The following is a 22749-nucleotide window of genomic DNA, read 5'->3' as shown; positions in this document are numbered from 1 at the left end:
CTGGCCGCAGGTACAGGCCGCGATCCGCAAGGTCCCGGGCGGCGCCGTCACCGGGGCGATGCTCACGCAGGCCAGTGTGGTGACCGTCGAGGGCACCACCGTCACGCTCACGCACAGCGCGGAACCCGTGGCACGCAGGCTTTCCGAGCCTCAGCACGCCGAGCGCATCGCGGCCGCGTTCAAGGCCGTCTTCGACGGCGATTGGCAGGTGCGGTGCGTCCACGGCGCCGCGCAGGCCCGTCAGGCGACCGCTCCCAAGGCCGCTCCGACGACTCCCGCGCCCGAGCGCTCCTTCACCCGCCGGTCCGCCGAAGCGCCCGGAGCCGCTCCGGCGCCTCCTCCGCCACCCCCGCAGCCGAAGCCGGAGCCTCAGCGGCCGAAGGTGGCCACCGGCGAGCCGGACATCCCGCTCCCGCCCGAGCCGGTCGAGGAGGACGAGGACCTCTACAACGAGGACGCGAGCCCCGCGCCGCCGCCTCCGCCGCTCCCGCCCGAGAAGGACCCGGAGGAGATCGCCCGGAAGCTCCTCGCCGACCACCTCAACGCGCGCCCCCTCGACGAACGCACTTAGTCCTCTGAAAGCGGTGAACCGCATTCAGAGGACTAAACGCGGGGGCTTGCCGGACAAGCAGGCGGTGGTCGTCGTGTACGGCCGCTCAGCCCGCGAGGTAGTCCTCGATGGCCTTCGCGATGACGGCGGCGTAGCTCTGGCGGCCTTCTTCACTCGCCATCGCCGCGGCTTCGGCGGCGTTGCGCATGTTCCCGCATTCGACGAGCGCGGCGGGCCGCGTCGAGAGATTGAGGCCGCCGAGGTCGGCGCGCGGGGCGAGCCCGTTCGAACCGAGGTAGGTCGACGTCGGGAAGCCGCCCGCGCGGATGCCGTCCCGTAACGCCGTCGCGAGTTTCGTCGACGGCTCGCCTTGCTGCGCATTCAGCGGCGGAGCCGAATAAGCGACATGGAATCCGTGCGCACCGGCGGAATTCGAGCCGTCCGCGTGGATCGACACGACGGCGTCCGCGTTCGCCTCGTTCCCGATCGCGGCGCGTTCGTCGACGCACGGCCCGACGCCGGTGTCGTTCCGCCGGGTGAGGATGACGCGGATTCCCTTGGCGCTCAAGGCTTCCGAGATCCGCTGCGAGACATCCCAGGTGAACGCGTGCTCGGGATAACCGGAATTCGTGGCCGTGCCGGTGGTATTGCACGGTTTCGTCTTGCCGCGTCCCGCGGGCACCTGCTTGTTGATCTCGCCGGGCCTGCCGGAATTACCGCCGTTGTGGCCGGGATCCAGCACCACGACCTTGCCCGTCTTCGGCTGCTGCGTCGGGGGCGGCGGCTGCGAGGTGCTCGAAGGCGGCTTTGCACTCGAAGGCGGTACGGAACTCGTCGCCGGGGCCGAACTCGCCGACTGCGCGGGCGGGATCGACGGCGTCGGCGCGGGGGTCTCCACCCCGCACGCCGTGAACAGCACCAATCCGATCGCCACCATCACGCTCAGCCGTCGTCGCACGGCGCCCACGGTGCCACACACGTGACGGCTAGGCTGGGAGGCGGCACAGGATTTTCCAGGAGAGGACCGATCGGATCATGGTGCAACCCGGTGGCGGCTTCGATCTGTCGCAGATCATGCAGCAGGCGCAGCAGATGCAGCAGAAGCTGGTCGAAGCCCAGGAGGAGCTGGCCAACACGGAGGTGACCGGCACTTCCGGCGGCGGCCTCGTCACCGCGACCGTGTCCGGCGACAGCCAGCTCAAGTCTCTTTCCATCGACCCCAAGGTGGTCGACCCCGACGACGTCGAGACGCTGTCCGACCTGGTCGTCGCGGCCGTGCGGGACGCTTCGGCCAACGCGCAGAAGCTCACCGAACAGAAGCTCGGCCCGCTCGCCGGCGGCCTCGGCGGCGGGATGCCGGACCTCGGCGGCTTCCCCGGGCTCGGCGGCTAGCTTGTACGAGGGTGTCGTCCAGGACCTGATCGACGAACTCGGGCGGCTGCCCGGCGTCGGTCCCAAAAGCGCGCAGCGGATCGCCTTCCACCTGCTGGCGGCCGATCCCGCGGACATCTCGCGTTTGCAGGAAGTGCTCGGCAAGGTCAAGGAAGGCGTGCAGTTCTGCGAGGTCTGCGGCAACGTCTCCGAACAGGAGACCTGCCGGATCTGCCGCGACACCCGCCGGGACCTCACGGTCATCTGCGTGGTCGAGGAGCCGAAGGACGTGCTCGCCGTCGAGCGGACGCGCGAGTTCAAGGGCCGCTACCACGTGCTCGGCGGCGCGCTGGACCCGTTGTCCGGCATCGGCCCGGAGCAGCTGCGGATGCGGGAACTGCTCGCGCGGATCGGTGGCGCGGAGATCAGCGAGATCATCATCGCGACCGACCCGAACACCGAGGGCGAGGCGACGGCGACGTACCTCGTACGGATGCTTCGCGACTTCCCCGGTCTGTCGGTGACCCGGCTCGCTTCGGGTCTTCCGATGGGCGGTGACCTGGAGTTCGCGGACGAGCTGACGCTGGGCCGGGCGCTTTCCGGCAGGCGGGCTCTCTAGCCGGCCTTGAGGTCCTTGAGCCCAGCCCACTGAACGCTATGAACGGCCCGTTACTTGCAAATTTTGCAAGTAACGGGCCGTTCATTGCAGGCGCAGGGGGCGGTTGCGCGAGATCAGACGTCGCCCACCCACATCCCGAGGTGCCACTTGTACTCGCTGGTGCCGGTGTACTCCGGGTGGTGGGTGAACTCCACCGAGGCCGCCACCGCCGGAGCGTCAGCAGTAGCCGAGGCGCGCCAGCGTGTCGACGATGATCTCCGACGGGTGGAACTTCTCGACCCAGGACTCGCCGCGGCGGTTCTGGTAGGTGTCGAGGAAGTTCTGCAGCTTGTCCCCGCGCATCTCGGTCAGCACGACGGTCTCGCCGAGGTGCTGCGGCGTCTCGGTGCGCTCGCGGTGCACGGCGCACGGCAGGCCGAGGTAGTAGCACTCGGCCGACAGGCCGCCGGAGTCGGTGACGACGTACTCGGCGCGCGCGACGAGCGGCAGGAACTTCAGGTACCGCATCTTCGGCTGGATGATGAAGTTCTTCTCGTCGAAGAGGTTCGCCAGGCCCAGCGCGCGGATCTTCTCGCGCTCGGGCGCGCCCGCCATGTAGAGGATGGGCATCTGCTTGCTCTGCTCGCGCAGGATCTCCAGCGCTTCGCGGTACTTGTCCGCGCGCGAGACCAGCTCGAAGCGGTGCAGGGTGGCGAGGCCGAACTTCTCCGGCAGCCCCTCGACGTCGAGCGGGCCGTTGATGGCGAGCCGCATCGCGTCGATCGCGGTGTTGGCCTCGGTGTCGACGACGACGCCGCGGGCGTTGCGGAGGTTGTTCACCTCACGCGCGCTCGGCGCGAAGTGCATGTCGACGATCTTCGCGGCGATCTTCCGGTTCAGCTCTTCCGGCAGCGGCGACATGATGCTGCCCGACCGCGCACCCGCCTCGACGTGCCCGACCCGCGACTTGAGGATCCGCTTCCCGATGAGCGAGCCGTACGGCGTGGTGAAGGTGTCGCCGTGCACCAGCACCAGCGGCGGACGCCCGTCCTCGACCAGCGCGGCCTTCAGTTCGGCCCGGCGGCTCCACGCGGTGCGCAGCACCTGCGCGGCCCAGCCCGGCACCTGCGCGGGCGACTCCAGGTTGTGCGCCTTCTCCTTCGGCACCAGCCAGACGTCCGGCTCCGGCAGGTTCAGGTCGGCGAGGACGTCGGAGACCTCGTCGACGTGCTGAGCGGTGAACCAGATCTTCGGCCGGACCCCGCGTTCGAGGATGCCGTGGTAGACCGGCGCGATTTTGATCAGTTCCGCCGTGGTGCCGAGAATGAAGGAAATCACCGGAAGAGCCATTCTGTCGGGGTCTGCGGTGCCCGAAGGATACTGGTGGGCCGCGCAAGGTAGCCTCGCCGGGGTGAGTGCGAATTCGCTCCTCCCGGCCCTGTCCGTGGTGATCCCGGTCTACAACGAGCAGAACTGGATCGACCGCAGTGTGGGCGCGCTGATCGCGTCGGCACAGGCGGCGAACTGGCCGGTCGAGGTCGTCGTCGTCGACGACGGCAGCACCGACGCCACCCCGGACAAGCTCGCCCAGCTGCAGGAACTGTACGGGATCACCGTCCTGTCGCAGCCGAACAGCGGCCGGTTCGAGGCCCGCCGGGCGGGGATCGCGAAGGCGTCCGGACGGCAGATCCTGCTGCTCGACAGCCGCGTGATCGTGGATCAGAGCTCACTCACCTTCCTCCGCGACCAGCTCGTGGACCATCCCGAGCGCACGGTCTGGAACGGTCACGTCAACGTGGCCTCCGAACACAATCCGTACGCGGGATTCATGGCCGGGCTGGTGAAGATCCCGTGGCGTCGTTATTGCGCGGACCCGCGGTTGATGTCGTTCGGTATCGAAGAGTTCGACGTCTTCCCGAAAGGCACTGGATTCTTTTCCGCGCCGAAGGACGTTCTCGAGGATTCGTCCAACGCGTTCGAGTCCCTCTTCGAAGACGTTCGTTTCGCCAGTGACGACACCGGTGTTCTGCGCTGGATCGCCGAACGTCACCGTATCTTCCTGGCGCCGGAGTTCTCCGCGACTTACCACGGCCGCGATTCCTTCAAGAAGTTCATCGGGCAGTCGTATTTCCGCGGCACCACGTTCGTCGATTCGTATCTCGCGTCGCCCGGCCCCGCGCGCAACGGGCTGTTCGCCGCGATGGCCGTCGGCGTGCTCGGTCTCGGTGTCGCCGCGAAGCGCCCGAAGGCCGCCGTCGCGCTGGCCGCGGCGGGTTCGACGGCCGCCGGTTTCGCGGTGACGAAGTTCGGCGCGACCAAGGCCGAGGCCAAGGCGGTCGCCCAGCTCACCCCGGTGTTCGCCGCCGGCTTCGGCGCCGGAGCGCTCCGAGGTCTCTTCATGGCGCTGCGAGCCCGGCTGCGTCGATGAGCGCGGAGTCGGCGAGCACCACCGTGAGCAGCGAGGAACTGGCCAAGGACACCGGGAAATCCGCCGGTCGGATCGGCGTCTACCTGCTGATCGCGATCGCGCTCGGCTACGCGCTCACCGTGGTCTGGGGCCGGGTCCTCCCACCCGAGGACAACGCCGTCCTGCTCTCCTTCTGGGGCATGCTCATGGGACTGGGCGCCGCCCTTTCCCCGCTTGAACAGGAGATCTCACGTCAGTCGGCGCACGCCGCGCTCGAAGGCCGCAAGGCGGGCCGACCCGCGGTGATCGCCTTCGTCACCAGCATCGTCGCGGTCGGCGTCGCCGCGCTCTTCACGCTCATCCCGCCGGTGACCGACAAGGTCTACGGCGGCCAGTTCGCCCTCGCCGTGATCGTGCTCGCGGGCGGGCTTTCGTTCGCCTTCCAGTTCGCCGCGCGCGGCCTGCTCATCGGCCAGAACCAGGTCCGGTCCTACTCCTGGCTGATCCTGGTCGAGGCGGCCGTGCGGATCCTCGTGGTCGCCGCGCTGGTCGTCGCCGGGCTCACCCAGCTCTACTGGTTCGCCATCGCCGCCGCGACGGGCTCGTTCGCCTGGCTGCTGTTCGCCCGCGGCGCCGCTCGCCTGGTCGACCCCAAGCTCGACGTCGACGAGCCCGCGAAGCCGGTCGTCACGAACATGCTGATGCTCCTCGCGGGCGCCGGGCTCACCGCGAGTGTCATCACCGGCTACCCGGCGCTGGTCAGCCTGCTCGCGCCCGGCGGCGACAAGGACAAGCTCGGCGTGCTCTTCCTCGCCCTCTTCGTGGCCAGGACGCCGCTGACGCTGATGGCGCCGGTCCAGGCGCTCGCGGTCCCGACCGTCGTGCGCCTTTCCAGCACCGAGGAGGGCAAGCACCGGCTGCGGCGGCTGCTCGCGCTCGGTTCGGCCGGTGCGCTGGCGCTCGCGGCCCTCGGCGCGCTGATCGGCTGGCTGATCGGCCCGTGGGTGGTCCGACTGGTCTACGGCGCCAAGAACGACCCCGAGGCCTGGTGGATGGCCGGACTGGTCTGGTCGTCGATCCTGCTGGCCGCGATGCAACTGCTCGCCGCCGTGCTGGTCGCGCAGGCCAAGGCCACGAAGGTGCTGATCACCTGGGCGGCCGTCGTCGTCGCGACCGCGCTGGTGCTGCTGTTCTTCCCCGGCGACACCGTCGTGCGCGCCGTCGTCGGCCTCGCCGCCGGTCCGACGGTCGGGCTTCTGGTCGTGATGGGTTTCGTGGTGAGAGGCACCCCCGAGACGGGCAACGCGCGGCCGTCCGAAACGTCTCGGTAATGTGACCGCGCCATCGCGCGCCGCGAAACGGGGTGGCGTTCTTTAGCGCCGAATAGGGTTGGACAGCGAATTCGATGAACGTTCTTTTGGTGTTACTGGCGTTCTGGCTGCCGGGGCTCGTCTTCGGCGCCGCGATCAGGCTGCGCGGCTGGACCCTCGCCGCGGCGGCCCCGCTGCTGACCTTCGGGCTCGTCGCCATCGGCATCCCGCTCCTCGGCGGTCTCGGCATCCGCTGGAACATGCTGAACGTCGGCCTCTGGGTCCTCCTGCTGTCCGTCGTCGGCTTCGGACTCTCATTCCTCGTGCTCCGCTTCACCGCGAAGCGTCACCCTGACTGGGACGAAGACGAAGAGGGCGAAGCGCCGAAGCGTTCCCTGCGTGATCACCTGCTGATCGGCGCCGGTGTCGTGGTCGGTCTCGGCGTCGGCACGGTGACCTTCCTGCGCGGCTCGCACACCCTGGAGAACGTCCAGCAGGGCTGGGACGCGCCGTTCCACGGCAACCTGGTGCGCTGGATCGCCGAGCACGGCGACGCGCGCGCGTCGACGGTCGGCACCATCGCGAACCTGCCGAACCAGACCGACTACTTCTACCCGGACACCTACCACGCGCTGCTCGCCCTGATCTTCGGCAAGGGCGGCCTGACGATGATGCCGACGCTGAACCTGGCGGCGCTCATGGTCGTGCTGGCCGTCCCGGTCGGCGTCGCCGCGATGTGCCGCGCCTGGGGGATGCCGGCCCTCGCGACCGCCGCCGCCGCGGCCGTGTCCACCTGGTTCACCGCGTTCCCGTACGACTCGCTGTGGCGCGGCCCGCTGTGGCCCTACGTCGCCGGTGTGGCGCTCGTGCCCGCGATGCTCGCGCTGGCCCGCCTGCTGCTCAAACCGCGCGGGATCGCCGGACCGGTCGCGATCGGCGTCGGCGTCGCCGGACTGGCCGGTCTGCACACCAGCCTGATCTTCGTGATCATGGTCTACTTCCTGCTGATCCTGCTCGCGGTCCTGTTCCGTTTCGAGAAGATCAGCTGGCGCCGCAGCGCGGCCACACTGGTGGCCACGATCGTGCTCGCGGTCGTCTTCGGTGTGCCGCAGGTCCTGCCCGCGCTCTACAACGCGGGCGGTGTGACCAGCGCGTTCTGGGCGTCGGAGACCAGCGTGTCCGGCGCGCTCGGGCAGACGATCACGTTCTCGCCGATGGCCGATTTCCCGCAGTGGTGGATCGGCATCCCGGCGTTCATCGGTGTCGTCTTCCTGGTCCGGCACCGGCGGATGCTCTGGATGGTGGGCGCGTACGTCGTCCTCGGTGGCCTGTTCGCCGCGACGATCTCGCTGGAGACGCCGCTCATCCACACCCTGACCGGGGTGTTCTACAACGACCACTGGCGCGTCGGCGCGCTCGTCCCGCTGGCCGGGGCGGTCGCGTTCGGCGAGTTCGTGCACACCGCGTCGGGCAAGTTCGCCGAGAAGCTAGGCGAGCGGAAGCCGAATCTGAACCCGTTCACCGCGGCCATCGTCGGCGCGCTGGTGATCGGGCTGGTCGTGTCGGTGCTGAGCCGGGGCGGCTACATCGGCCGCAACTCCTCGCGGCTCGCACAGAGTTACGGCAGCAACGGCCCGTCGGTCAGCAAGGGCGAGGAAGAGGCCTACGCCTGGCTCGGGAAGCACGTCGTGCCGGGCGAGCGCGTCATGAACGACAAGGCCGACGGCTCGGTGTGGTTGTACGCCCTTTCGGGGGTTCAGCCGGTCGAGTGGACCAACTACGGCGCCGAGTTCACCACCAAGGCCGGCTGGCTCAGCGTGTTCCTCAACGACATCAACCGCGAACCGCGCGTGCGGGAGGCGCTCACCGACCTCAAGGTGCGCTACGTGCTGGTCGGCAAGGGAAAGGTGGCCCCCAACGCGCAGTCCGCGGTGGGCCTCCAGCGCCTCGACATCACACCGGGTTTCAAGCGCGTCTTCCACAACTCCGACGCGTCGGTCTACGAAATCGAAGGTCAGCAAGGTGTGGTCGCCGCCGGCGCCACCACCGGGTCCGACGCCGCTCACGGCCAGTAAGAAGATAGAGTGATCCAGTGTCCAGTACGTCCGTGACCACCCGTCGCGTACTCATCGTGATGCCTGCCCTGAACGAGCAGGCCACCGTCGGCGCGGTCATTTCCCAGGTCAAGCAGTCCTTGCCGGGGATGGACGTGCTGGTGGTCGACGACGGCTCGTCCGACGACACGGCCAAGCTCGCCCGCGCCGCGGGTGCGGAAGTGGCCCGTCTGTCGGTGAACCTCGGCGTCGGCGGGGCGATGCGCACCGGCTTCCGGTACGCGGCCGCCCGCGGCTACGACGTCGTCGTCCAGGTGGACGCCGACGGCCAGCACGACCCCGACGAGGTCGCCGCCCTGCTCGACGCGCTCGACGACGCGGACATCGCGATCGGTTCGCGGTTCGCGGGCAAGGGCTCGTACAAGGCGAGCGGCCCGCGGAAATACGCGATGGTCGTGCTCTCGTTCGTTTTCTCCCGGCTCGGGAAGACCAAGCTCACCGACGTGACCTCCGGGTTCAAGGCGATGGGCCCGAAGGCGATCAAACTGTTCGCCTCGTACTACCCGGCCGAATACCTCGGCGACACGGTCGAATCGCTCGTGATGGCGATCCGCGCCGAGCTGAAGATCAAGGAAATCCCGGTGATCATGCGGGAACGGATCGGTGGGACACCGAGCCATTCGCCGGTGAAGTCGGCCGTCTACCTCGGCCGCGCCGGACTTGCCCTGCTGCTGGCGCTGGTGCGCCGCCGCCCCGCCGTCGACTCGTCGGATTCGGCGTAAAAGGAGCTGCTCATGGACGGCTGGCGCATTCTCAGCATCGTCGTCGCCTGTCTGGTGCTGTTCGCCGTCCTCGAGATGATGCGACGGCGGAAACTGCGCGAGAAGTACGCGGGCGTTTGGCTCGTCCTCTCTCTCGGCGTCGTGGTGCTCGCACTCGTTCCGCAGGCCGCCGATTTCCTGGCGCGCGTAACCGGCGTCCAAACACCGTCGAACTTCGTATTCCTCTTGGCCGGTGTGGTGCTCGCACTGGTCGCGTTGCATCTTTCGACCGAGGTCGGACATCTCGAAGAAGAGGTCCGGACTTCTGTCGAGGAGATCGCGCTGCTTCGCTGCGAACTCGCCGATGCCCACCGTGACCTGGAAGAACGCGTCGCCGCTCTCGAAGCGAAGACAGCGGCTCCCGACAACGTCAAAGGGCTCCCCGAAGTGAGCACCGCACGCGCACGCTGATCGACGCCGTTCTGGCGGCCCCGCCGAGGTTGGGCGCCGTCCGCGTGCTCGCCATCGACGGGCCTTCCGGCTCCGGGAAATCCACCCTGGCCGGGAAGGTCGTCGCCGATCTCGCCGGGCGCGGGATCCGGGTCGCCCTGGTCAGCACCGACGAATTCGCCACCTGGGACGAACCCGTTTCGTGGTGGTCGCGACTGGAAACCGGTGTCCTGGAACCGCTGCGCGCGGGCAGGCCCGGGGTGTACCGCCGCGTGGATTGGTCCGGTGGTGAGCCCGCTCCCGGTGAAGAAGTCACCATCGACGTCCCCGGGATTCTGGTGCTGGAAGGCGTTTCCAGCGGCCGGGCACGGATGCGGTCGTCGTTGTCCTCGCTGATCTGGCTGGACGGCGGGAGCGAGACCGAACGCCTGGACCGCGCCACCGGACGGGACGGCGAGGAATCGCGGACGGAACTGCGGCGATGGCAGCGGTTCGAACGGGGCTGGTTCGCCGTCGACGGAACTCGGGCGGCGGCGGACCGCGTGGTCACGTCGTGAGTGGCGATTCGGGTTAGAACCCGAATCGCCACTCACGACCACCGTGACCCAGGCCGCAACCGCCGCTCTGGCTACTCGGCCGGTGTTTGTCCACTTCTGTCAGTGACCCATTGAGGCTAGTGGTGGACACCCATTTGTGTTAGTGACCCGGCACTCTGCGCGTTAGTGGTCCGGAATTGATTACGCTCCGTCCGGAATTGCCGACACTTTGCGGTCGTATTGGCCTTCGTGTAGCGCGATCGTAACCTCGCGTGCTTAAGTGCGGGCCGAGTTCCCGCTAGTGTCGGCGAGCACACCGATCGTCCGCGGAGTTCGAGTTTCCGACCGACCGGACGGTGACTAAACACCGAAATTCTCCTCAAGGGGTGCCAGATGCAGCAACTGCGGGTGACCCGAGCACGCCGTGTGGCCCTGATCGGGCTTGCCGGCGCACTCGCGGTCTCCATTTCCGCTTGTGCCGATTCGAAGCGTGAAGAAGGCGCAGGGGGTGGCTCCGGAGGCACGATGGTCTTCGGTGCCGCCGGTAACCCGAAGACGTTCGACCCGCTCTTCAACGACGACGGTGAGACCTTCCGCATCATCCGCCAGATGATGGACACCCTGATCATGAACAAGCCGGGTACCGCGGACCTCGAGCCCGGCCTCGCGGAGAAGTGGGAAGGCAGCAACGACGGCAAGACGTGGACCTTCAGCCTCAAGAAGGGCGTGAAGTTCCACGACGGCACCCCGTTCAACGCCGAAGCGGTCTGCTTCAACTTCAACCGCATGTTCAACATGAAGGGCGCGGCGGCCCAGAGCCAGATGATCTACTACGGCGACGTCTTCGAGGGCTTCGCCAAGAACGAGGGTGACGCTTCCGGCGCCCCGGTGTTCAAGGACTGCCAGGCCAAGGACGAGTCGACCGCGATCCTGAACCTGAACAAGAACAAGGGCGCCTTCCCGGCGGCCTTCACGCTGCCGTCGTTCTCGATCCAGAGCCCGGACGCGCTGAAGAAGTACAACGCCGACAACGTCACCCAGAGCGGTGACTCGTTCTCCTACCCGGAGTACGCCACGGCGCACCCGACCGGCACCGGTCCGTTCAAGTTCGAGAGCTGGGACCAGGCCAAGGGTGAGATCACGCTGTCGAAGGCGACCGACTCGCCGACCCAGACGGCCAAGCTCGACAAGCTGGTCTTCAAGGTCATCCCGGACGAGAACGCCCGCAAGCAGGCGCTGAAGGCCGGCGACATCCAGGGCTTCGACTACCCGTCGCCCGCGGACTACGGCCTGCTGCGCAACGACGGTGAGCAGGTGCTCATCCGCCCGTCGTTCAACATCCTGTACCTGGGCATCAACCAGAAGAACAACCCGAAGCTGAAGGACCTCAAGGTCCGCCAGGCGCTGGCCTACGGTCTCAACCGCGACCAGTTCGTGAAGTCGAAGCTCCCCGAGGGTGCCGAGACCGCGACGCAGTTCGTGCCGAAGGCGATCGACGGCTACAACGACGCCGTCACCAAGTACCCGTATGACATCAACAGGGCCAAGGCTCTCCTGAAGGAGGCCGGCGCCGAGGGTATGACGCTGAAGTTCTACTACCCGACCGAGGTCACCCGGCCGTACATGCCGAACCCCGCCGACATCTTCACCTCGCTGTCCGAGGACATGAAGGCCATCGGCATCAAGGTCGAGGCGATCGCCAAGCCGTGGAACGGTGGCTACAAGGACGACGTCCAGAAGGCCGGCAAGCAGGACGTCCACCTGCTCGGCTGGACCGGCGACTACAACGACGCCGGCAACTTCGTCGGCACGTTCTTCGGCCGTGAGAAGGCGGAGTTCGGGTTCAACAACCCCGAGCTGTTCAACGCCCTCTCCGCCGCCGACGCCGCCCCCGCCGGTGAGGCGCACACCAAGGCGTACCAGGAAGTCAACAAGCAGATCATGGACTACCTGCCCGCCATCCCCATCTCCTACGGCCCCCCGGCGATCGTCGTCGGCCCGAAGGTGAAGGGCTTGGTCGCCAGCCCGCTGACCGACGAGCGCTTCTACACCGTCACGGTCAACTGATCCACCACCACTGAGTCGCAGGGGGTGGGTGCTACCGCACCCGCCCCCTTCGGCCCATTCCCGGGCTGGCAACAAAGGAACGCACGTGCTCCGTTTTCTCGTGCGTCGGCTGCTACAAGCGATACCGACGCTCTTGATCCTGTCCATTTTGATCTTCGCCTGGCTCCGGTCACTGCCCGGTGGTCCCGCCGGCGCCCTCCTGGGTGACAAGGCGACCCCGGAGAAGATCGCCGACCTCAACCGGATTCTCGGCCTCGACGATCCGATCTTCGTCCAGTACTTCAAATTCCTCGGCCGGGCCATCACCGGCGACTTCGGCAACTCGCTGGTCTCCGCCCAGCCGGTCATGTCGGAGATCGGGAACTTCCTTCCCGCCACTCTCGAACTCGGTTTCTGCGCGATGCTGATCGCGGTGGGCCTCGGTATCCCGTTCGGTTACCTGGCCGCCCGGTTCCGCGGCGGGGCCGTCGACAACGTCATCATCGTGCTTTCGCTGGTCGGCGTCGCCGTGCCGGTGTTCTTCCTCGGTTACATGATGCAGGACGTGCTGGCCGCCCCGCTGGGACTTCCTTCGCAGGGCCGCCAGATGGCCGGGCTCGACGCCACCACGGTCACCGGCTTCGCGGTCTTCGACGGCATCATCACCCAGGAATGGGACGCCGCCTGGGACGCGATCACCCACTTGATCCTTCCCGCGTTCGCGCTCGCCACCATCCCGCTCGCGGTGATCGTCCGGATCACCCGCGCGTCGGTGCTGGACGTGCTCAACGAGGACTTCATCCGCACGGCCAACTCGAAGGGCCTGACCCAGCCGGTCGTCCGGCGGCGTCACGTGCTCCGCAACGGGCTGCTGCCGGTGGTCACCGTCATCGGTCTCCAGACCGGCGCGCTGCTCGGTGGCGCCGTGCTGACCGAGCGGGTGTTCAACTTCCGCGGCCTCGGCTTCCTGCTCGCCGAAGGCATCGAACGGCGTGACTATCCGCGTCTGCAGGCGCTGCTGCTGTTCGGCGCGCTGGTCTACGTGCTGGTGAACATGCTGGTCGACGTCTCGTACGGGCTCATCGACCCGAGGGTGCGTGTCCGATGAACACATTGCTGAACAAGAAGAAAGAGCCGATCGACAGGCTCGCCGAGTCGTCGGCGAAGGGGCACAGCCTCGGCGGTGAGGCGCTGCGCCGGATGCTGCGGAGCCCGGTGGCCATCACCGGCGCCGTGATCACCGGCCTGTTCATCCTGGTGGCGATCCTGGCGCCGTTCATCGCGCCGAAGGACCCCTACGAGCGGTACCTGCAGAGCGAGGTCATCCTCGGCCAGGGCATCATCCCGGGCGCGCAGGCCGGTTTCCCGCTCGGTGTCGACGACTTCGGCCGCGACTACCTCTCGCGCCTGCTGGTCGGTGCCCAGAACACCCTGCTCGTCGGTGTGCTCGCCACGATCATCGGCGTCGTGGTCGGCATGATCATCGGCGGTCTCGCCGGTGCGTTCGGCGGCTGGGTCGACACGGTGCTGATGCGCCTGGTCGACGTCATGCTGTCGGTGCCTTCGCTGCTGCTGGCGATCTCGGTCGCCGCGCTGTTCCAGAAGCCGAGCCAGTGGACCGTGATCGTGGCGGTGTCGATGGTCGGCGTGCCGATCTTCGCGCGGTTGCTGCGCGGTTCGATGCTCGCGCAGAGAAGCAGCGACCACGTGCTCGCGGCGACTTCGCTCGGCGTCAAACGCGGTTCGATCGTGTTGCGGCACATGCTGCCGAACTCGCTCGGCCCGGTCATCGTGCAGGCCACGCTGACCCTGGCGACCGCGATCCTCGAGGCGGCCGCGCTGTCGTTCCTCGGTCTCGGCGACCCGGACCCGAACCGGGCGGAATGGGGCATCATGCTGAGCCGCAGCGCTCGGCAGTTCCTCGACATCCGCCCCGAGCTCGCTTACTACCCGGCCATCGCGATCATCATCGTCGCGCTCGGGTTCACGCTGCTCGGCGAGTCCTTGCGGGAAGCCCTCGATCCGAAGAACAGGCGGTGACCGACCATGGCACTCCTTGAAGTCCGCGACCTCAAAGTCGTCTTCCAGCGACGTGGCGAGAAGCCGTTCACCGCGGTGGACGAGGTCAGTTTCGACGTCGAGCCCGGCCAGACGGTCGGTCTCGTCGGCGAGTCCGGTTGCGGTAAGTCCGTGACCTCCCTGGCGATCATGCGGCTGCTCGCGAAACGCGGCAACCACGTCAGCGGTTCGGTGTCGTTCGAAGGCACGGACCTGCTTCGCTTGTCGGACAAGGAAATGCGGGACCGCCGGGGTCGTGACCTCGGCATGGTGTTCCAGGACCCGCTGTCCTCGCTGAACCCGGTCATCCCGATCGGGCTGCAGATCACCGAGGTGCTGGAGCGGCACCGCGGGATGTCGCGCAAGGTGGCGTCGAAAGAGGCCATCGATCTGCTGGACAAGGTCGGCATCCCCGACCCGTCGCGGCGGCTTTCCGAGTACCCGCACCAGCTTTCCGGCGGAATGCGGCAGCGCGCGCTGATCGCGATCGCGCTGGCCTGCCGTCCGCGGCTGCTCATCGCCGACGAGCCGACCACCGCGCTCGACGTGACGATCCAGGCGCAGATCCTCGCGCTGCTGCGGGATCTGGTGCAGGACACCGGTACCGCGCTGATCATGATCACGCACGACCTCGGGGTCGTCGCGGGTCTCTGCGACGAGGTCAACGTGCTCTACGGCGGCAAGATCGTCGAGCGCGCCGAACGGCACGCGTTGTTCGCCGAGCCGCGGCATCCGTACACGCACGGTCTGCTCGCCTCGATCCCGCGTCTCGACGCGGGCCGCGGCGAGAAACTGATTCCCATCAGGGGATCCGTATCCGACAACATCCCGTGGGACGGCGGCTGCGCCTTCGCGCCCCGCTGCCCGAACGCTCTCGGCGTGTGCCGGGAGGTTTCACCGCAGCTGACCCCCGATCGCGGTGGGCTGCTGCGCTGCCACAACCCGGTGATCCCGGCCGTGGCCGCACGAGGAGGGGCCCGATGACGCACACGGTACCGCCGCAGGAAGTGCTCCTGGAGGTCAACGACCTCAAGGTGCACTTCCCGATCAAACGCGGCATCGTGGTCGACCGGACGGTCGGGCACGTCTACGCCGTCGACGGTGTCGATCTGGCCATCCGCAAGGGCGAGACCTACGGCCTGGTCGGGGAATCCGGCTGCGGGAAGTCCACTTTGGGCAGGGCGATCCTCCGGCTGACCGAGCTGACGAACGGCAACGTCGTCTTCGACGGCACGGACGTCGCCGGGCTCAAGGGCGAGGACCTGCGCAAGGCGCGCCGCCGGATGCAGATGATCTTCCAGGACCCGATGTCCAGTTTGGACCCTCGGCAGTCGGTGGAATCCATTCTGCTGGAAGGAATGAAGGCGCACGGTCTCGACAAGGACAAGGAGGCCACCGCCCAGCGGCTGCGTGAACTCCTTGCGGCCGTCGGGCTTCCGGAGTCCTCGCTGCGGAAGTACCCGCACGAGTTCTCGGGCGGTCAGCGTCAGCGCATCGGCATCGCGCGCGCACTGGCCGTCGAGCCGGACCTGATCGTCGCCGACGAACCGGTGTCCGCGCTGGACGTCTCGGTGCAGGCGCAGGTGGTCAACCTGCTGGAAGACCTGCAGCAGAAGCTCGGCCTGACGTATCTGGTGATCGCGCACGACCTCGCGGTGGTGCGGCACATCTCGGACCGCATCGGCGTGATGTACCTCGGCTCGCTCGTCGAGGAAGCCGACGCGGACGCGCTGTACGAGAACCCGCTGCACCCGTACACGCGGGCGCTGCTCTCGGCGATCCCCGTGCCGGACCCGACGGTGGAGGACAACCGGGAGCAGATCCTGCTCGCCGGCGACCTGCCCTCGCCGGCGCGGCCGCCGTCCGGCTGCCGGTTCCACACGCGGTGCCCGTGGCGGCAGCAGAGCCTGTGCGACACCGACCGCCCGCAACTGCGGGAGATCGGCGCCGGGCACCGGGTGGCCTGCCACTACGCGGAGGACATCCGCGACGGGCGGATCAGGCCGCACGAGGTCAAGGCGGAACTCGTCGAGGCCGGGGACCTGAACCCCGACATCGGCGGACTCCCGGACGTGGGCTCGGCCGCCGAGATCCTCTAGCTGGTATCGAGGGTTACGTCGCCGTTCGGTACAGCTGGTCGTGAGTGGCGATTCGGGTTCTAACCCGAATCGCCACTCACGACCCCGCGTGACCAGGCACGGGCCGCCGCTTTCGGGCAGACTCGGTGTCATGCGGGTCACAGTGCTGGGTGCTTCGGGGCGTACGGGGATTCACGTGGTCCGGCTTCTGCGGGGGCGGGGACATCAGGTGCGGGCGGGTTTGCGGAGCCGTCGCCGTGCGGAGGAGGTCGCGGGGCTCGGCGTCGAGACCGTGGTCGCGGACGTCACGGCGGACGCGGAAGACCTCGTCGAGGCGCTCGTCGGGTCCGAGGTCGTGATCAGCGCGATCGGTGCGCCCGATCCGGATCAGGCGTCGGTCGACCTCGTCGATCGTGACGGCGTGATCACCGCGATCCGCGCGGCCGAGAAGGCGGGCGTTTCGCGGTTCGTGCAGCTTTCCGCGCAGTTCGCCGATTCGCCGGATCAGGGTGACCGGCTGGTGCGCTCGATCCTGATGGCGAAGCAGATCTCCGACAGTGTTCTCCGCCGCTCCAGCCTGAACTGGACGATCGTCCGCCCCGGCACGCTCACCGACGACCAGCCGAGCGGGCACGTCAAGATCGCCGGTCACCTCGAACCCGGCCGGGTCTCCCGCGCCGACGTCGCCGCCGTCATGGTCGCCACGCTCGAAGAGCCTCTCACCGAGAATCAGGGTTTCGACGTCATCGGCGGCGACATCCCGATCCCGTCGGCCCTGTCCTCGTTCAGCTGAGCGCTTTCCTCCGCTCCCGCGAAGCCCGGAGGTTGGCGACGTTCCCGCAGGTGCGCACGTCGTGCCAGACGCCGCTGTTGTTGCGCGAGACGTCGTAGAACGCCGACCGGCAGCCGTCGAGCCGGCACAGTTTCAGTCGTGGCCAGATCCCGGCCTGCTGTGCGAGCAGTGTCTCCGTCCACAGCGCCGAAGTGAGCCACTGCCGCCCGGCGCCCGACGGGAACAGCCGGACGACGCCGTCTCGTAGGACCAGATCTGCCTTCGCCGGCTTGACGGCCGAAGCGTCGCCGTCGTCGACGAGTGCCACGAACGACTCCCGAAGGTCGCGAAGCGCGCGAAGGTCGCCGTCGGCCAGCGTGATCTCCGGCACGTCGGCGTCCCGGGCTCGCGACCATTCCGCCAGCGCTTCGGCGACCCAAGGGCGCGTGAGATCGGCATCGCTCAGCAGGTCGAGGCCGTGGCTCTTGATGGCCTTCGTGTTGAGGAAGTCCTGAACGAGCGCCAGCCCCGAGGGGGCGGTGCGTAACCGGTATCGGTCCGTCGCGGTCCATGACATAGGTCAAGCGTACTTGACTCTGTCGGAACCCGTCGCCATATTGATGACAGAGGTAAAAGCCGAACACTTCTGTCAAAGGAGCTGAACATGACCTCCATCGAGGGAGCCGTAGTCCTGGTCACCGGCGGGCAGCGCGGGCTCGGCAAGGCGTTCGTCGCCGAACTGCTGAGCCGCGGCGCCGCCAAGGTCTACGCGACGGCCAGGACGCCGCGTGAAGAGAGCGACCCGCGGATCGTGCCGCTTCCGCTCGACGTCACCGACCCGGAGTCCGTCCGCGCGCTGACCGGGAAGGCGGGTGACGCGACGATCGTCTTCAACAACGCCGGGATCCTCGGGCTCGGCTCGCTGCTGGCCAATGACGTCGACGAGCACCGTCCGGTCTTCGAGACGAACGTCTTCGGTGCGCTGCGTATCGCGCAAACGTTTGCGCCGCAGCTCAAGGACGGTGGCGCGCTGGTCAACGTCCACTCCGTCCTGTCTTGGGCGTCGGGCTCGGGTTCGTACGGCGCGTCGAAGGCGGCCTTCTGGTCACTGACGAACTCGCTCCGCATCGAGTTCGCCGAGCAGGGCACCCAGGTCGTCGGCGTCCACCTCGGCTATACCGACACGGACATGACCGAGGGCTTCGAGGTGGAGAAGAACGACCCGCGCGACGTCGCCCGCCAGGTCGTCGACGGTCTCGAAAAGGGCGAGACCGAGGTGCTCACCGACGACCTCACCCGCCGGGTCAAGTCGGCGCTTTCCGGCCCGGTCGAGCACCTGGGCACGAGCCGGATCGCCGGATAGAAAACCATTGGCGGGAGAGCGAAGACCCGAGGTAGTTTCGCCGCCATGTGTGCTTCCGCGTTCACCAGGACCCGCCGCGTCTAGCGGCGGATCCCACGCATAAAAGCAAGGAACCGCCGCCCGAGCGAGTCATCGCCGGGCCTGCTTCAGGCTGCCCGGCTCACCTCGAAGCCGCGGAGATCCCTTGCGCACACAACGTCCTGGCCGTCATGAACTCGGCCAGAACTTCCTCATCGACCGGAAGACCATCGCCACCGTCGTCGGCCTGGTCGCGGACACCACCGGTCCGGTCGTCGAAATCGGCGCCGGCGACGGCGCGCTGACCCTGCCGCTGCACCGGCTGGGCAGGCGCCTCACCGCCATCGAACTCGACGACCGCCGCGCCGCCCGGCTGGCGGGCCGCGTTCCGGCACCGACCGAGATCGTCACCGCGGACTTCCTGCGGTTCAGCCTGCCGACGACCCCGCATGTGCTGGTCGGCAACCTGCCGTTCCATCTGACCACCGCGATGCTGCGCCACGTCCTGCACGCTCCCGGCTGGACCGAGGCCGTGCTGCTCGTGCAGTGGGAGGTCGCCCGCCGCCGCGCGGGTGTCGGCGGCGCGACCATGATGACCGCGCAATGGTGGCCGTGGTTCGAGTTCCGGCTGGTCGCCAGGGTTCCGGCGACGGCGTTCCGCCCGATGCCCGGCGTCGACGGCGGAGTGCTGACCATGACCCGTCGAACGCGTCCGCTGGTCGGGCACGCGGATCGCGAGCGCTATCAGGCGTTCGTGCGGCGGGCGTTCACCGGCCGCGGCCGGGGGATCGACGAAATCCTGGCCGCGTCTCGCGAGACGCGGCGTTGGCTCCGGGAGGAAGGCGTCCCGCCCACCGCGCTGCCGAAGAGCCTCACCGCACCCCAGTGGGCTGAGGTGTTTCGGCTTCAGCGAGGAAGTCCGGTTCGCGCACGCGGCGCTTCGCCGAACCGAACAGCACCCCGCCGATGACGACGGCCGCGGCGATCACTTCGAGCAGCGACGGCTGCTCGTCGAGGACGAGGAACGCCATGGACAGCCCGACCACCGGCACCAGCAGGGAGAACGGCGCGACCACGCCCGCCGGGTTCCGGCGCATCAGCGACGTCCAGATCCCGGAGCCGACGATCGTGCCGAACAGCACGACGTAGGCCAGCCCGGCGAGGCCGATCAGGCCGGTCGAGGTGCCGAGGGTGCTCAGCGAACGGCCGATCTCGCCGGGGCCTTCCATGAAGAGCGACAGCGCGAACATCGGCAGTGGCGGCACCACGGACATCCAGAGGACGAAGTTCAGCGGGTTGTCCGGTGCCGCCTTTCGCGTGCTCAGGTTGCCGAACGCCCAGCTCAGCGCGCCGAGCAAAGTCAGGATCACCGGCAGCAGGGCGGCGTTCCCGGCCTGCTGCCAGGCGATCGTCGCCATCCCGGCGACGGCGAGCAGGATCCCGGCGAGCTGCCGTCCGGAAACACGCTCACGCAGGAAGAACGCGCCGAGCAGGACGGTGAACGGGGCCGAAGCCTGCAGTACGAGCGACGCGAGGCCGGTCGGCATGCCGATGTCCATCGCGATGAACAGGAAGATGAACTGCCCGGTGCCGAAACCGAGCCCGTAGCCGAGCAGGTGGCGGATCTTCACCTTCGGCCACGGCACGAACAGGATCGTCGGGATCGCGATGACGGCGAAGCGCAGCCCGCCGGCGAACACGGGTGGGAACTGTCCGAGGGTGGCGTGGATGGCGAGGAAGTTGCAGCCCCAGAGGACGGCGACGAACAGGGCGAGCAGGCGGTCGCGGACGGGCATGCCTTCACTCTTACGGGCGCATATCGTGAAGGACAAGCGATAATATTTTCAGTGACCGTTCAGTTTCGCTTCACATATGCTGGCGGTATGGATATCGGCCGGTTGCGGACCCTGCGGGAGTTCGCCGACCGCGGCAGCGTGACAGCGGCCGCGAAAGCGCTGCACTGCACGCCCTCCGCGGTTTCCCAGCAGCTGCGGGCCCTGCAGAGCGACGTCGGTCTCGCGCTGACCGAGCCGGCGGGCCGGGGGCTGCGGCTGACCGACGCGGGCCGCGCGCTGGTCGCCCGTGCCGACGACGTGCTCGCCGCGCTCGACCGCGCGGAGTCCGAATTGGACGTTTACCGGAGCGCGCCGCGCGGACAGGTCCGGATGGCGATCTTCCAGTCGGCCGGGCTGATGCTGCTGCCCGGTCTGCTGCATCGGACGGCGGGGTTCGAGGGGCTGGACATCATCGTGCGCGACATCGACATGACCCCGCCGGACGTTCCCGGGCTCGTCGCGGACTACGACATCGTGGTGGCGCACCGGGACGAACACGCGCCGCCGCTCGGTTCGGAGCGGCTGGAGTCGCGGCATCTGGTGCGGGAACCGCTCGACGTCGCGCTCCCCGTGGGCCACCGGCTCGCGAAGCGGCGCCGGATCGAACTCGCCGAACTGGCCGACGAACGCTGGATCAGCGTCAACGCCGGGTTCCCGGTCGACGACATCCTCCAGTCGCTGATCATCCGCACCGGCGTGCGGCCGCAGGTCGTCCAGCGCATCAACGATTTCCGCATCACCGAACGGCTCGTCGCCGCCGGGCACGGGATCGCGTTGCTGCCCCGGTACACAATGGACACTCGACGCGGGAGCGGTCTGGTGTGCCGTCCGCTGGCCGGGATCAAGGCCGCGCGGCACGTCGAAGCGGTCTGCCGGCTCGGTGCTTCTTCGCGGCCCGCGGTGGCGAAGGTGCTCGAAGCACTGGCCGACGAGGTCGCCACGCTCACCGGCGAGCGTGACTCCTGAGGTGGCCCAGCGCCAGTTCGAGCGCGTCGGCGATCGGGGTGATGTCGTGCCGCAGATGAGCCATCAGCAGACCGCCCTGGACGCAGCTCATCGCGGTCTGCGCGAGCCGGGCCGGGTCGGCGTCCTCGGCTAGTTTTCCCTTTGCCTGCAAGGACTTCAGGCCACGTTCGAGATGGGACTCCCATTCGCGGTACGCGCTGTCGAGCAGTGGTGAGAACTTCGGGTCGTCGCCGAGTTCGCCGGTGAGGTTGCCGAGCGGGCAGGCGATCGGCCCCTTCGGCGTGCTCTGGATGGCCAGGATCTCCTGGGCCCACTGCTCGAAGTCGGCCCACTCGTGCAGCTCGAAGATGGTCGGCTGGTTGCCGAGGATCCCTTCGAGGTAGCGCTTGATGACCGCCCCGACAAGCTGTTCCTTGTTCTTGAAGTAGTGGTACATCTGCGATTTCCCGGCCCCGCTCGCCGCGAGCACCTTGTCGACGCTCGTCCCGGCGACGCCGTTGACGTACATCAGCTCGGCGGCCGCGTCGACGATCGCGTCCCGAGTCAGGCGCCCCCGCGGGGTCGAGGCAGCCGGTTGACCATCCATGTACCGAATAGTACAGTCGGCCGCACTGTACCGATCAGTACAACTCAAGGAGCTGACCATGGGGGATCTCAACGCCGACCTCGCCGAGCTGCGGGGCAACGTCGCGGGCCACGTTCCGGCGGACATCGCGGAGGTGCTCAAGGCCGATCGCGCGAAGTTCGTCGGCGTCGTCGCCGAGACGGCGGCGAAACCGGGGACGGCGATGCCGGACCTCGCGCTGCCGGACGCGTCCGGCGCCAAGGTCTCGGTCGCCGACGGGCCCGCCGTCGTCGTGTTCTATCGCGGCGCGTGGTGCCCGTATTGCAATCTCGCGCTGCGCGCGTATCAGCAGGAGGTGTTGCCGGAGCTGGGAAAGCTGGGCGCGAAGCTGGTCGCGATCAGCCCGCAGCTGCCGGACGGCTCACTGTCCACGAACGACCTGGCCTTCACCGTGCTGTCCGATGTGGACAACGAACTCGGCCGCGCGCTCGGCATCACGTTCCGGCTGTCGCCGGAGACGAAGCCGGCGTTCGACACGCTCATCGGCGACGTCGAGAAGATCAACGGAGCGCAGGAGTGGGAATTGCCGTACCCGACCGTCCTGGTCGTGGACGGCGACGGCGTCATCCGGTTCATCGACGTGCACCCGGACTACACCACCCGCACCGCCCCGGCCGACGTCCTGGCCGCGGTGAAAGCCCTTTAGCAGCACGTTCTGGAAGGGGGTCGTGAGTGATAAGGAGGGTTATTGAGGGGTAAGGCAAAGGTGTCGTGTCGGGTGTCGAGTCCGTGAAGACCTCCTTGAGGGACTCTGGGTCCCTCAAGGAGGCCTTCACGGACCGGTGATCAGCAGTGATCAGCGGAGTGAAGGGACTTTCCGCTCGTACGGTGAGGGGAAAGGTCCCTTCGACGCGGGTCTTGCGGTCCTCGTGGGCGGCGGAGTCCCGGGTGTTGCGAAAGCCACTCTCGTAACCTTCAACGTTGTGGAAGTGGCTTTCGCAACACCCGAGG

Annotated in this window: 23 protein-coding genes and 1 pseudogene; 19 read left to right on the top strand and 5 right to left on the bottom strand. The window is 68.0% G+C overall.

All coding sequences use genetic code 11. The annotated features are described in order from the left end of the window. Window positions 1–571, top strand: a pseudogene (locus H5J31_RS25580) (DNA polymerase III subunit gamma/tau); the annotation flags it as partial. An 85-nt stretch (window positions 572–656) separates the two neighbouring features. On the opposite strand, the gene H5J31_RS25575 reads toward H5J31_RS25580, so the two are convergent. Further along, window positions 657–1487: an N-acetylmuramoyl-L-alanine amidase gene (locus H5J31_RS25575; RefSeq protein WP_181775183.1), complete on the bottom strand. Its 831-nt coding sequence runs from the start codon at window positions 1485–1487 to the stop codon at window positions 657–659. A gap of 98 nt (window positions 1488–1585) precedes the next feature. Here H5J31_RS25575 and H5J31_RS25570 point away from each other — a divergent pair, with 98 nt between their 5' ends. Together H5J31_RS25570 and recR are read left to right on the top strand one after the other, a co-directional pair. After that, the gene (locus H5J31_RS25570; protein ID WP_007035126.1) at window positions 1586–1942 is read left to right on the top strand and encodes a YbaB/EbfC family nucleoid-associated protein; all 357 of its coding nucleotides are present in this window, start codon (window positions 1586–1588) and stop codon (window positions 1940–1942) included. A 1-nt stretch (window position 1943) separates the two neighbouring features. Next, window positions 1944–2540 carry a recombination mediator RecR gene (gene recR / locus H5J31_RS25565; protein WP_125791074.1) on the top strand — a complete coding sequence of 199 codons (597 nt, stop codon included), beginning with the start codon at window positions 1944–1946 and terminating at the stop codon, window positions 2538–2540. 216 nt (window positions 2541–2756) lie between these two features. Here the strand turns inward: recR and H5J31_RS25560 are convergent, their stop codons facing one another. Continuing rightward, window positions 2757–3869 (bottom strand): UDP-N-acetylglucosamine 2-epimerase, encoded by a 1113-nt coding sequence (locus tag H5J31_RS25560; protein WP_181775176.1) that lies wholly within the window; start codon window positions 3867–3869, stop codon window positions 2757–2759. 61 nt (window positions 3870–3930) lie between these two features. Here H5J31_RS25560 and H5J31_RS25555 point away from each other — a divergent pair, with 61 nt between their 5' ends. The 12 genes from H5J31_RS25555 to H5J31_RS25500 all read left to right on the top strand — a co-directional run bounded on the left by H5J31_RS25555 (window position 3931) and on the right by H5J31_RS25500 (window position 17012). Continuing rightward, complete coding sequence (locus H5J31_RS25555; protein WP_181775175.1) at window positions 3931–4947, top strand: glycosyltransferase family 2 protein; 1017 nt, start codon at window positions 3931–3933, stop codon at window positions 4945–4947. Further along, entirely contained in the window at window positions 4944–6257 is a 1314-nt protein-coding gene (locus tag H5J31_RS25550) for a polysaccharide biosynthesis protein (RefSeq protein ID WP_181775174.1), read from the top strand. The genes H5J31_RS25555 and H5J31_RS25550 overlap by 4 nt, the downstream gene beginning before the upstream one ends. Before the next feature lie 74 nt (window positions 6258–6331). Further along, a complete protein-coding gene (locus H5J31_RS25545; protein ID WP_181775173.1) occupies window positions 6332–8311 on the top strand; it encodes a DUF6541 family protein in 1980 nt (659 codons plus the stop codon). 59 nt (window positions 8312–8370) lie between these two features. Beyond that, window positions 8371–9072, top strand: coding sequence for a glycosyltransferase family 2 protein (locus H5J31_RS25540; protein WP_181775182.1), 702 nt, complete (start codon window positions 8371–8373; stop codon window positions 9070–9072). Between the two features lie 12 nt (window positions 9073–9084). Next, a complete protein-coding gene (locus tag H5J31_RS25535) occupies window positions 9085–9522 on the top strand; it encodes a DUF2304 domain-containing protein (RefSeq protein WP_181775172.1) in 438 nt (145 codons plus the stop codon). Then, the gene (locus tag H5J31_RS25530; RefSeq protein WP_181775181.1) at window positions 9519–10058 is read left to right on the top strand and encodes a uridine kinase family protein; all 540 of its coding nucleotides are present in this window, start codon (window positions 9519–9521) and stop codon (window positions 10056–10058) included. Before H5J31_RS25535 ends, H5J31_RS25530 begins: the two co-directional genes overlap by 4 nt. A 372-nt stretch (window positions 10059–10430) precedes the next feature. Beyond that, on the top strand, window positions 10431–12104 hold the full coding sequence (locus H5J31_RS25525; RefSeq protein ID WP_456237051.1) for an ABC transporter substrate-binding protein: 1674 nt from the start codon (window positions 10431–10433) through the stop codon (window positions 12102–12104). 85 nt (window positions 12105–12189) lie between these two features. Further along, a complete protein-coding gene (locus H5J31_RS25520) occupies window positions 12190–13191 on the top strand; it encodes an ABC transporter permease (protein ID WP_101611188.1) in 1002 nt (333 codons plus the stop codon). Further along, window positions 13188–14123 carry an ABC transporter permease gene (locus H5J31_RS25515; protein ID WP_181775171.1) on the top strand — a complete coding sequence of 312 codons (936 nt, stop codon included), beginning with the start codon at window positions 13188–13190 and terminating at the stop codon, window positions 14121–14123. Before H5J31_RS25520 ends, H5J31_RS25515 begins: the two co-directional genes overlap by 4 nt. A gap of 6 nt (window positions 14124–14129) precedes the next feature. Next, on the top strand, window positions 14130–15125 hold the full coding sequence (locus H5J31_RS25510) for an ABC transporter ATP-binding protein (RefSeq protein ID WP_181775170.1): 996 nt from the start codon (window positions 14130–14132) through the stop codon (window positions 15123–15125). Then, window positions 15122–16240, top strand: a complete 1119-nt coding sequence (locus H5J31_RS25505) for an ABC transporter ATP-binding protein (protein ID WP_181775169.1) — start codon at window positions 15122–15124, stop codon at window positions 16238–16240. The genes H5J31_RS25510 and H5J31_RS25505 overlap by 4 nt, the downstream gene beginning before the upstream one ends. A gap of 130 nt (window positions 16241–16370) precedes the next feature. Next, on the top strand, window positions 16371–17012 hold the full coding sequence (locus tag H5J31_RS25500; RefSeq protein ID WP_181775168.1) for an SDR family oxidoreductase: 642 nt from the start codon (window positions 16371–16373) through the stop codon (window positions 17010–17012). Here the strand turns inward: H5J31_RS25500 and H5J31_RS25495 are convergent. After that, window positions 17005–17568, bottom strand: a complete 564-nt coding sequence (locus H5J31_RS25495; protein WP_181775167.1) for a CGNR zinc finger domain-containing protein — start codon at window positions 17566–17568, stop codon at window positions 17005–17007. The genes H5J31_RS25500 and H5J31_RS25495 overlap by 8 nt on opposite strands. A gap of 87 nt (window positions 17569–17655) precedes the next feature. Between H5J31_RS25495 and H5J31_RS25490 the strand changes: the two genes are divergently transcribed. Both H5J31_RS25490 and erm read left to right on the top strand, forming a co-directional pair. Continuing rightward, the gene (locus tag H5J31_RS25490; RefSeq protein ID WP_181775166.1) at window positions 17656–18354 is read left to right on the top strand and encodes an SDR family oxidoreductase; all 699 of its coding nucleotides are present in this window, start codon (window positions 17656–17658) and stop codon (window positions 18352–18354) included. A 184-nt stretch (window positions 18355–18538) separates the two neighbouring features. Further along, window positions 18539–19342, top strand: a complete 804-nt coding sequence (gene erm / locus H5J31_RS25485; protein ID WP_181775165.1) for a 23S ribosomal RNA methyltransferase Erm — start codon at window positions 18539–18541, stop codon at window positions 19340–19342. Here erm and H5J31_RS25480 read toward each other — a convergent pair. Next, window positions 19245–20168: an EamA family transporter gene (locus H5J31_RS25480; protein WP_181775164.1), complete on the bottom strand. Its 924-nt coding sequence runs from the start codon at window positions 20166–20168 to the stop codon at window positions 19245–19247. The genes erm and H5J31_RS25480 overlap by 98 nt on opposite strands. 87 nt (window positions 20169–20255) lie before the next feature. Here H5J31_RS25480 and H5J31_RS25475 point away from each other — a divergent pair, with 87 nt between their 5' ends. Next, window positions 20256–21173: a LysR family transcriptional regulator gene (locus H5J31_RS25475; protein WP_181775163.1), complete on the top strand. Its 918-nt coding sequence runs from the start codon at window positions 20256–20258 to the stop codon at window positions 21171–21173. On the opposite strand, the gene H5J31_RS25470 is transcribed toward H5J31_RS25475, so the two are convergent. Then, a complete protein-coding gene (locus H5J31_RS25470; protein ID WP_181775162.1) occupies window positions 21151–21759 on the bottom strand; it encodes a TetR/AcrR family transcriptional regulator in 609 nt (202 codons plus the stop codon). The genes H5J31_RS25475 and H5J31_RS25470 overlap by 23 nt on opposite strands. Before the next feature lie 58 nt (window positions 21760–21817). Between H5J31_RS25470 and H5J31_RS25465 the strand changes: the two genes are divergently transcribed. Next, the gene (locus tag H5J31_RS25465; RefSeq protein WP_181775161.1) at window positions 21818–22444 is read left to right on the top strand and encodes a peroxiredoxin-like family protein; all 627 of its coding nucleotides are present in this window, start codon (window positions 21818–21820) and stop codon (window positions 22442–22444) included. Window positions 22445–22749: the final 305 nt, after the last annotated feature.

Origin of the sequence: Amycolatopsis pittospori (assembly GCF_013870525.1) — a bacterium.
In the GTDB taxonomy this organism is placed as follows: domain Bacteria; phylum Actinomycetota; class Actinomycetes; order Mycobacteriales; family Pseudonocardiaceae; genus Amycolatopsis; species Amycolatopsis pittospori.
This window is presented reverse-complemented; position numbering and strand designations above follow the sequence as displayed.

Coding starts and splice junctions, on each gene's coding strand:
- H5J31_RS25575 (WP_181775183.1), bottom strand. CDS start 1,487: ATGGTGGCGATCGGATTGGTGCTGTTCACGGCGTGCGGGGTGGAGACC.
- H5J31_RS25570 (WP_007035126.1), top strand. CDS start 1,586: ATGGTGCAACCCGGTGGCGGCTTCGATCTGTCGCAGATCATGCAGCAG.
- H5J31_RS25560 (WP_181775176.1), bottom strand. CDS start 3,869: ATGGCTCTTCCGGTGATTTCCTTCATTCTCGGCACCACGGCGGAACTG.
- H5J31_RS25550 (WP_181775174.1), top strand. CDS start 4,944: ATGAGCGCGGAGTCGGCGAGCACCACCGTGAGCAGCGAGGAACTGGCC.
- H5J31_RS25545 (WP_181775173.1), top strand. CDS start 6,332: ATGAACGTTCTTTTGGTGTTACTGGCGTTCTGGCTGCCGGGGCTCGTC.
- H5J31_RS25540 (WP_181775182.1), top strand. CDS start 8,371: ATGCCTGCCCTGAACGAGCAGGCCACCGTCGGCGCGGTCATTTCCCAG.
- H5J31_RS25535 (WP_181775172.1), top strand. CDS start 9,085: ATGGACGGCTGGCGCATTCTCAGCATCGTCGTCGCCTGTCTGGTGCTG.
- H5J31_RS25525 (WP_456237051.1), top strand. CDS start 10,431: ATGCAGCAACTGCGGGTGACCCGAGCACGCCGTGTGGCCCTGATCGGG.
- H5J31_RS25515 (WP_181775171.1), top strand. CDS start 13,188: ATGAACACATTGCTGAACAAGAAGAAAGAGCCGATCGACAGGCTCGCC.
- H5J31_RS25510 (WP_181775170.1), top strand. CDS start 14,130: ATGGCACTCCTTGAAGTCCGCGACCTCAAAGTCGTCTTCCAGCGACGT.
- H5J31_RS25505 (WP_181775169.1), top strand. CDS start 15,122: ATGACGCACACGGTACCGCCGCAGGAAGTGCTCCTGGAGGTCAACGAC.
- H5J31_RS25500 (WP_181775168.1), top strand. CDS start 16,371: ATGCGGGTCACAGTGCTGGGTGCTTCGGGGCGTACGGGGATTCACGTG.
- H5J31_RS25495 (WP_181775167.1), bottom strand. CDS start 17,568: ATGTCATGGACCGCGACGGACCGATACCGGTTACGCACCGCCCCCTCG.
- H5J31_RS25490 (WP_181775166.1), top strand. CDS start 17,656: ATGACCTCCATCGAGGGAGCCGTAGTCCTGGTCACCGGCGGGCAGCGC.
- H5J31_RS25480 (WP_181775164.1), bottom strand. CDS start 20,168: ATGCCCGTCCGCGACCGCCTGCTCGCCCTGTTCGTCGCCGTCCTCTGG.
- H5J31_RS25475 (WP_181775163.1), top strand. CDS start 20,256: ATGGATATCGGCCGGTTGCGGACCCTGCGGGAGTTCGCCGACCGCGGC.
- H5J31_RS25470 (WP_181775162.1), bottom strand. CDS start 21,759: ATGGATGGTCAACCGGCTGCCTCGACCCCGCGGGGGCGCCTGACTCGG.
- H5J31_RS25465 (WP_181775161.1), top strand. CDS start 21,818: ATGGGGGATCTCAACGCCGACCTCGCCGAGCTGCGGGGCAACGTCGCG.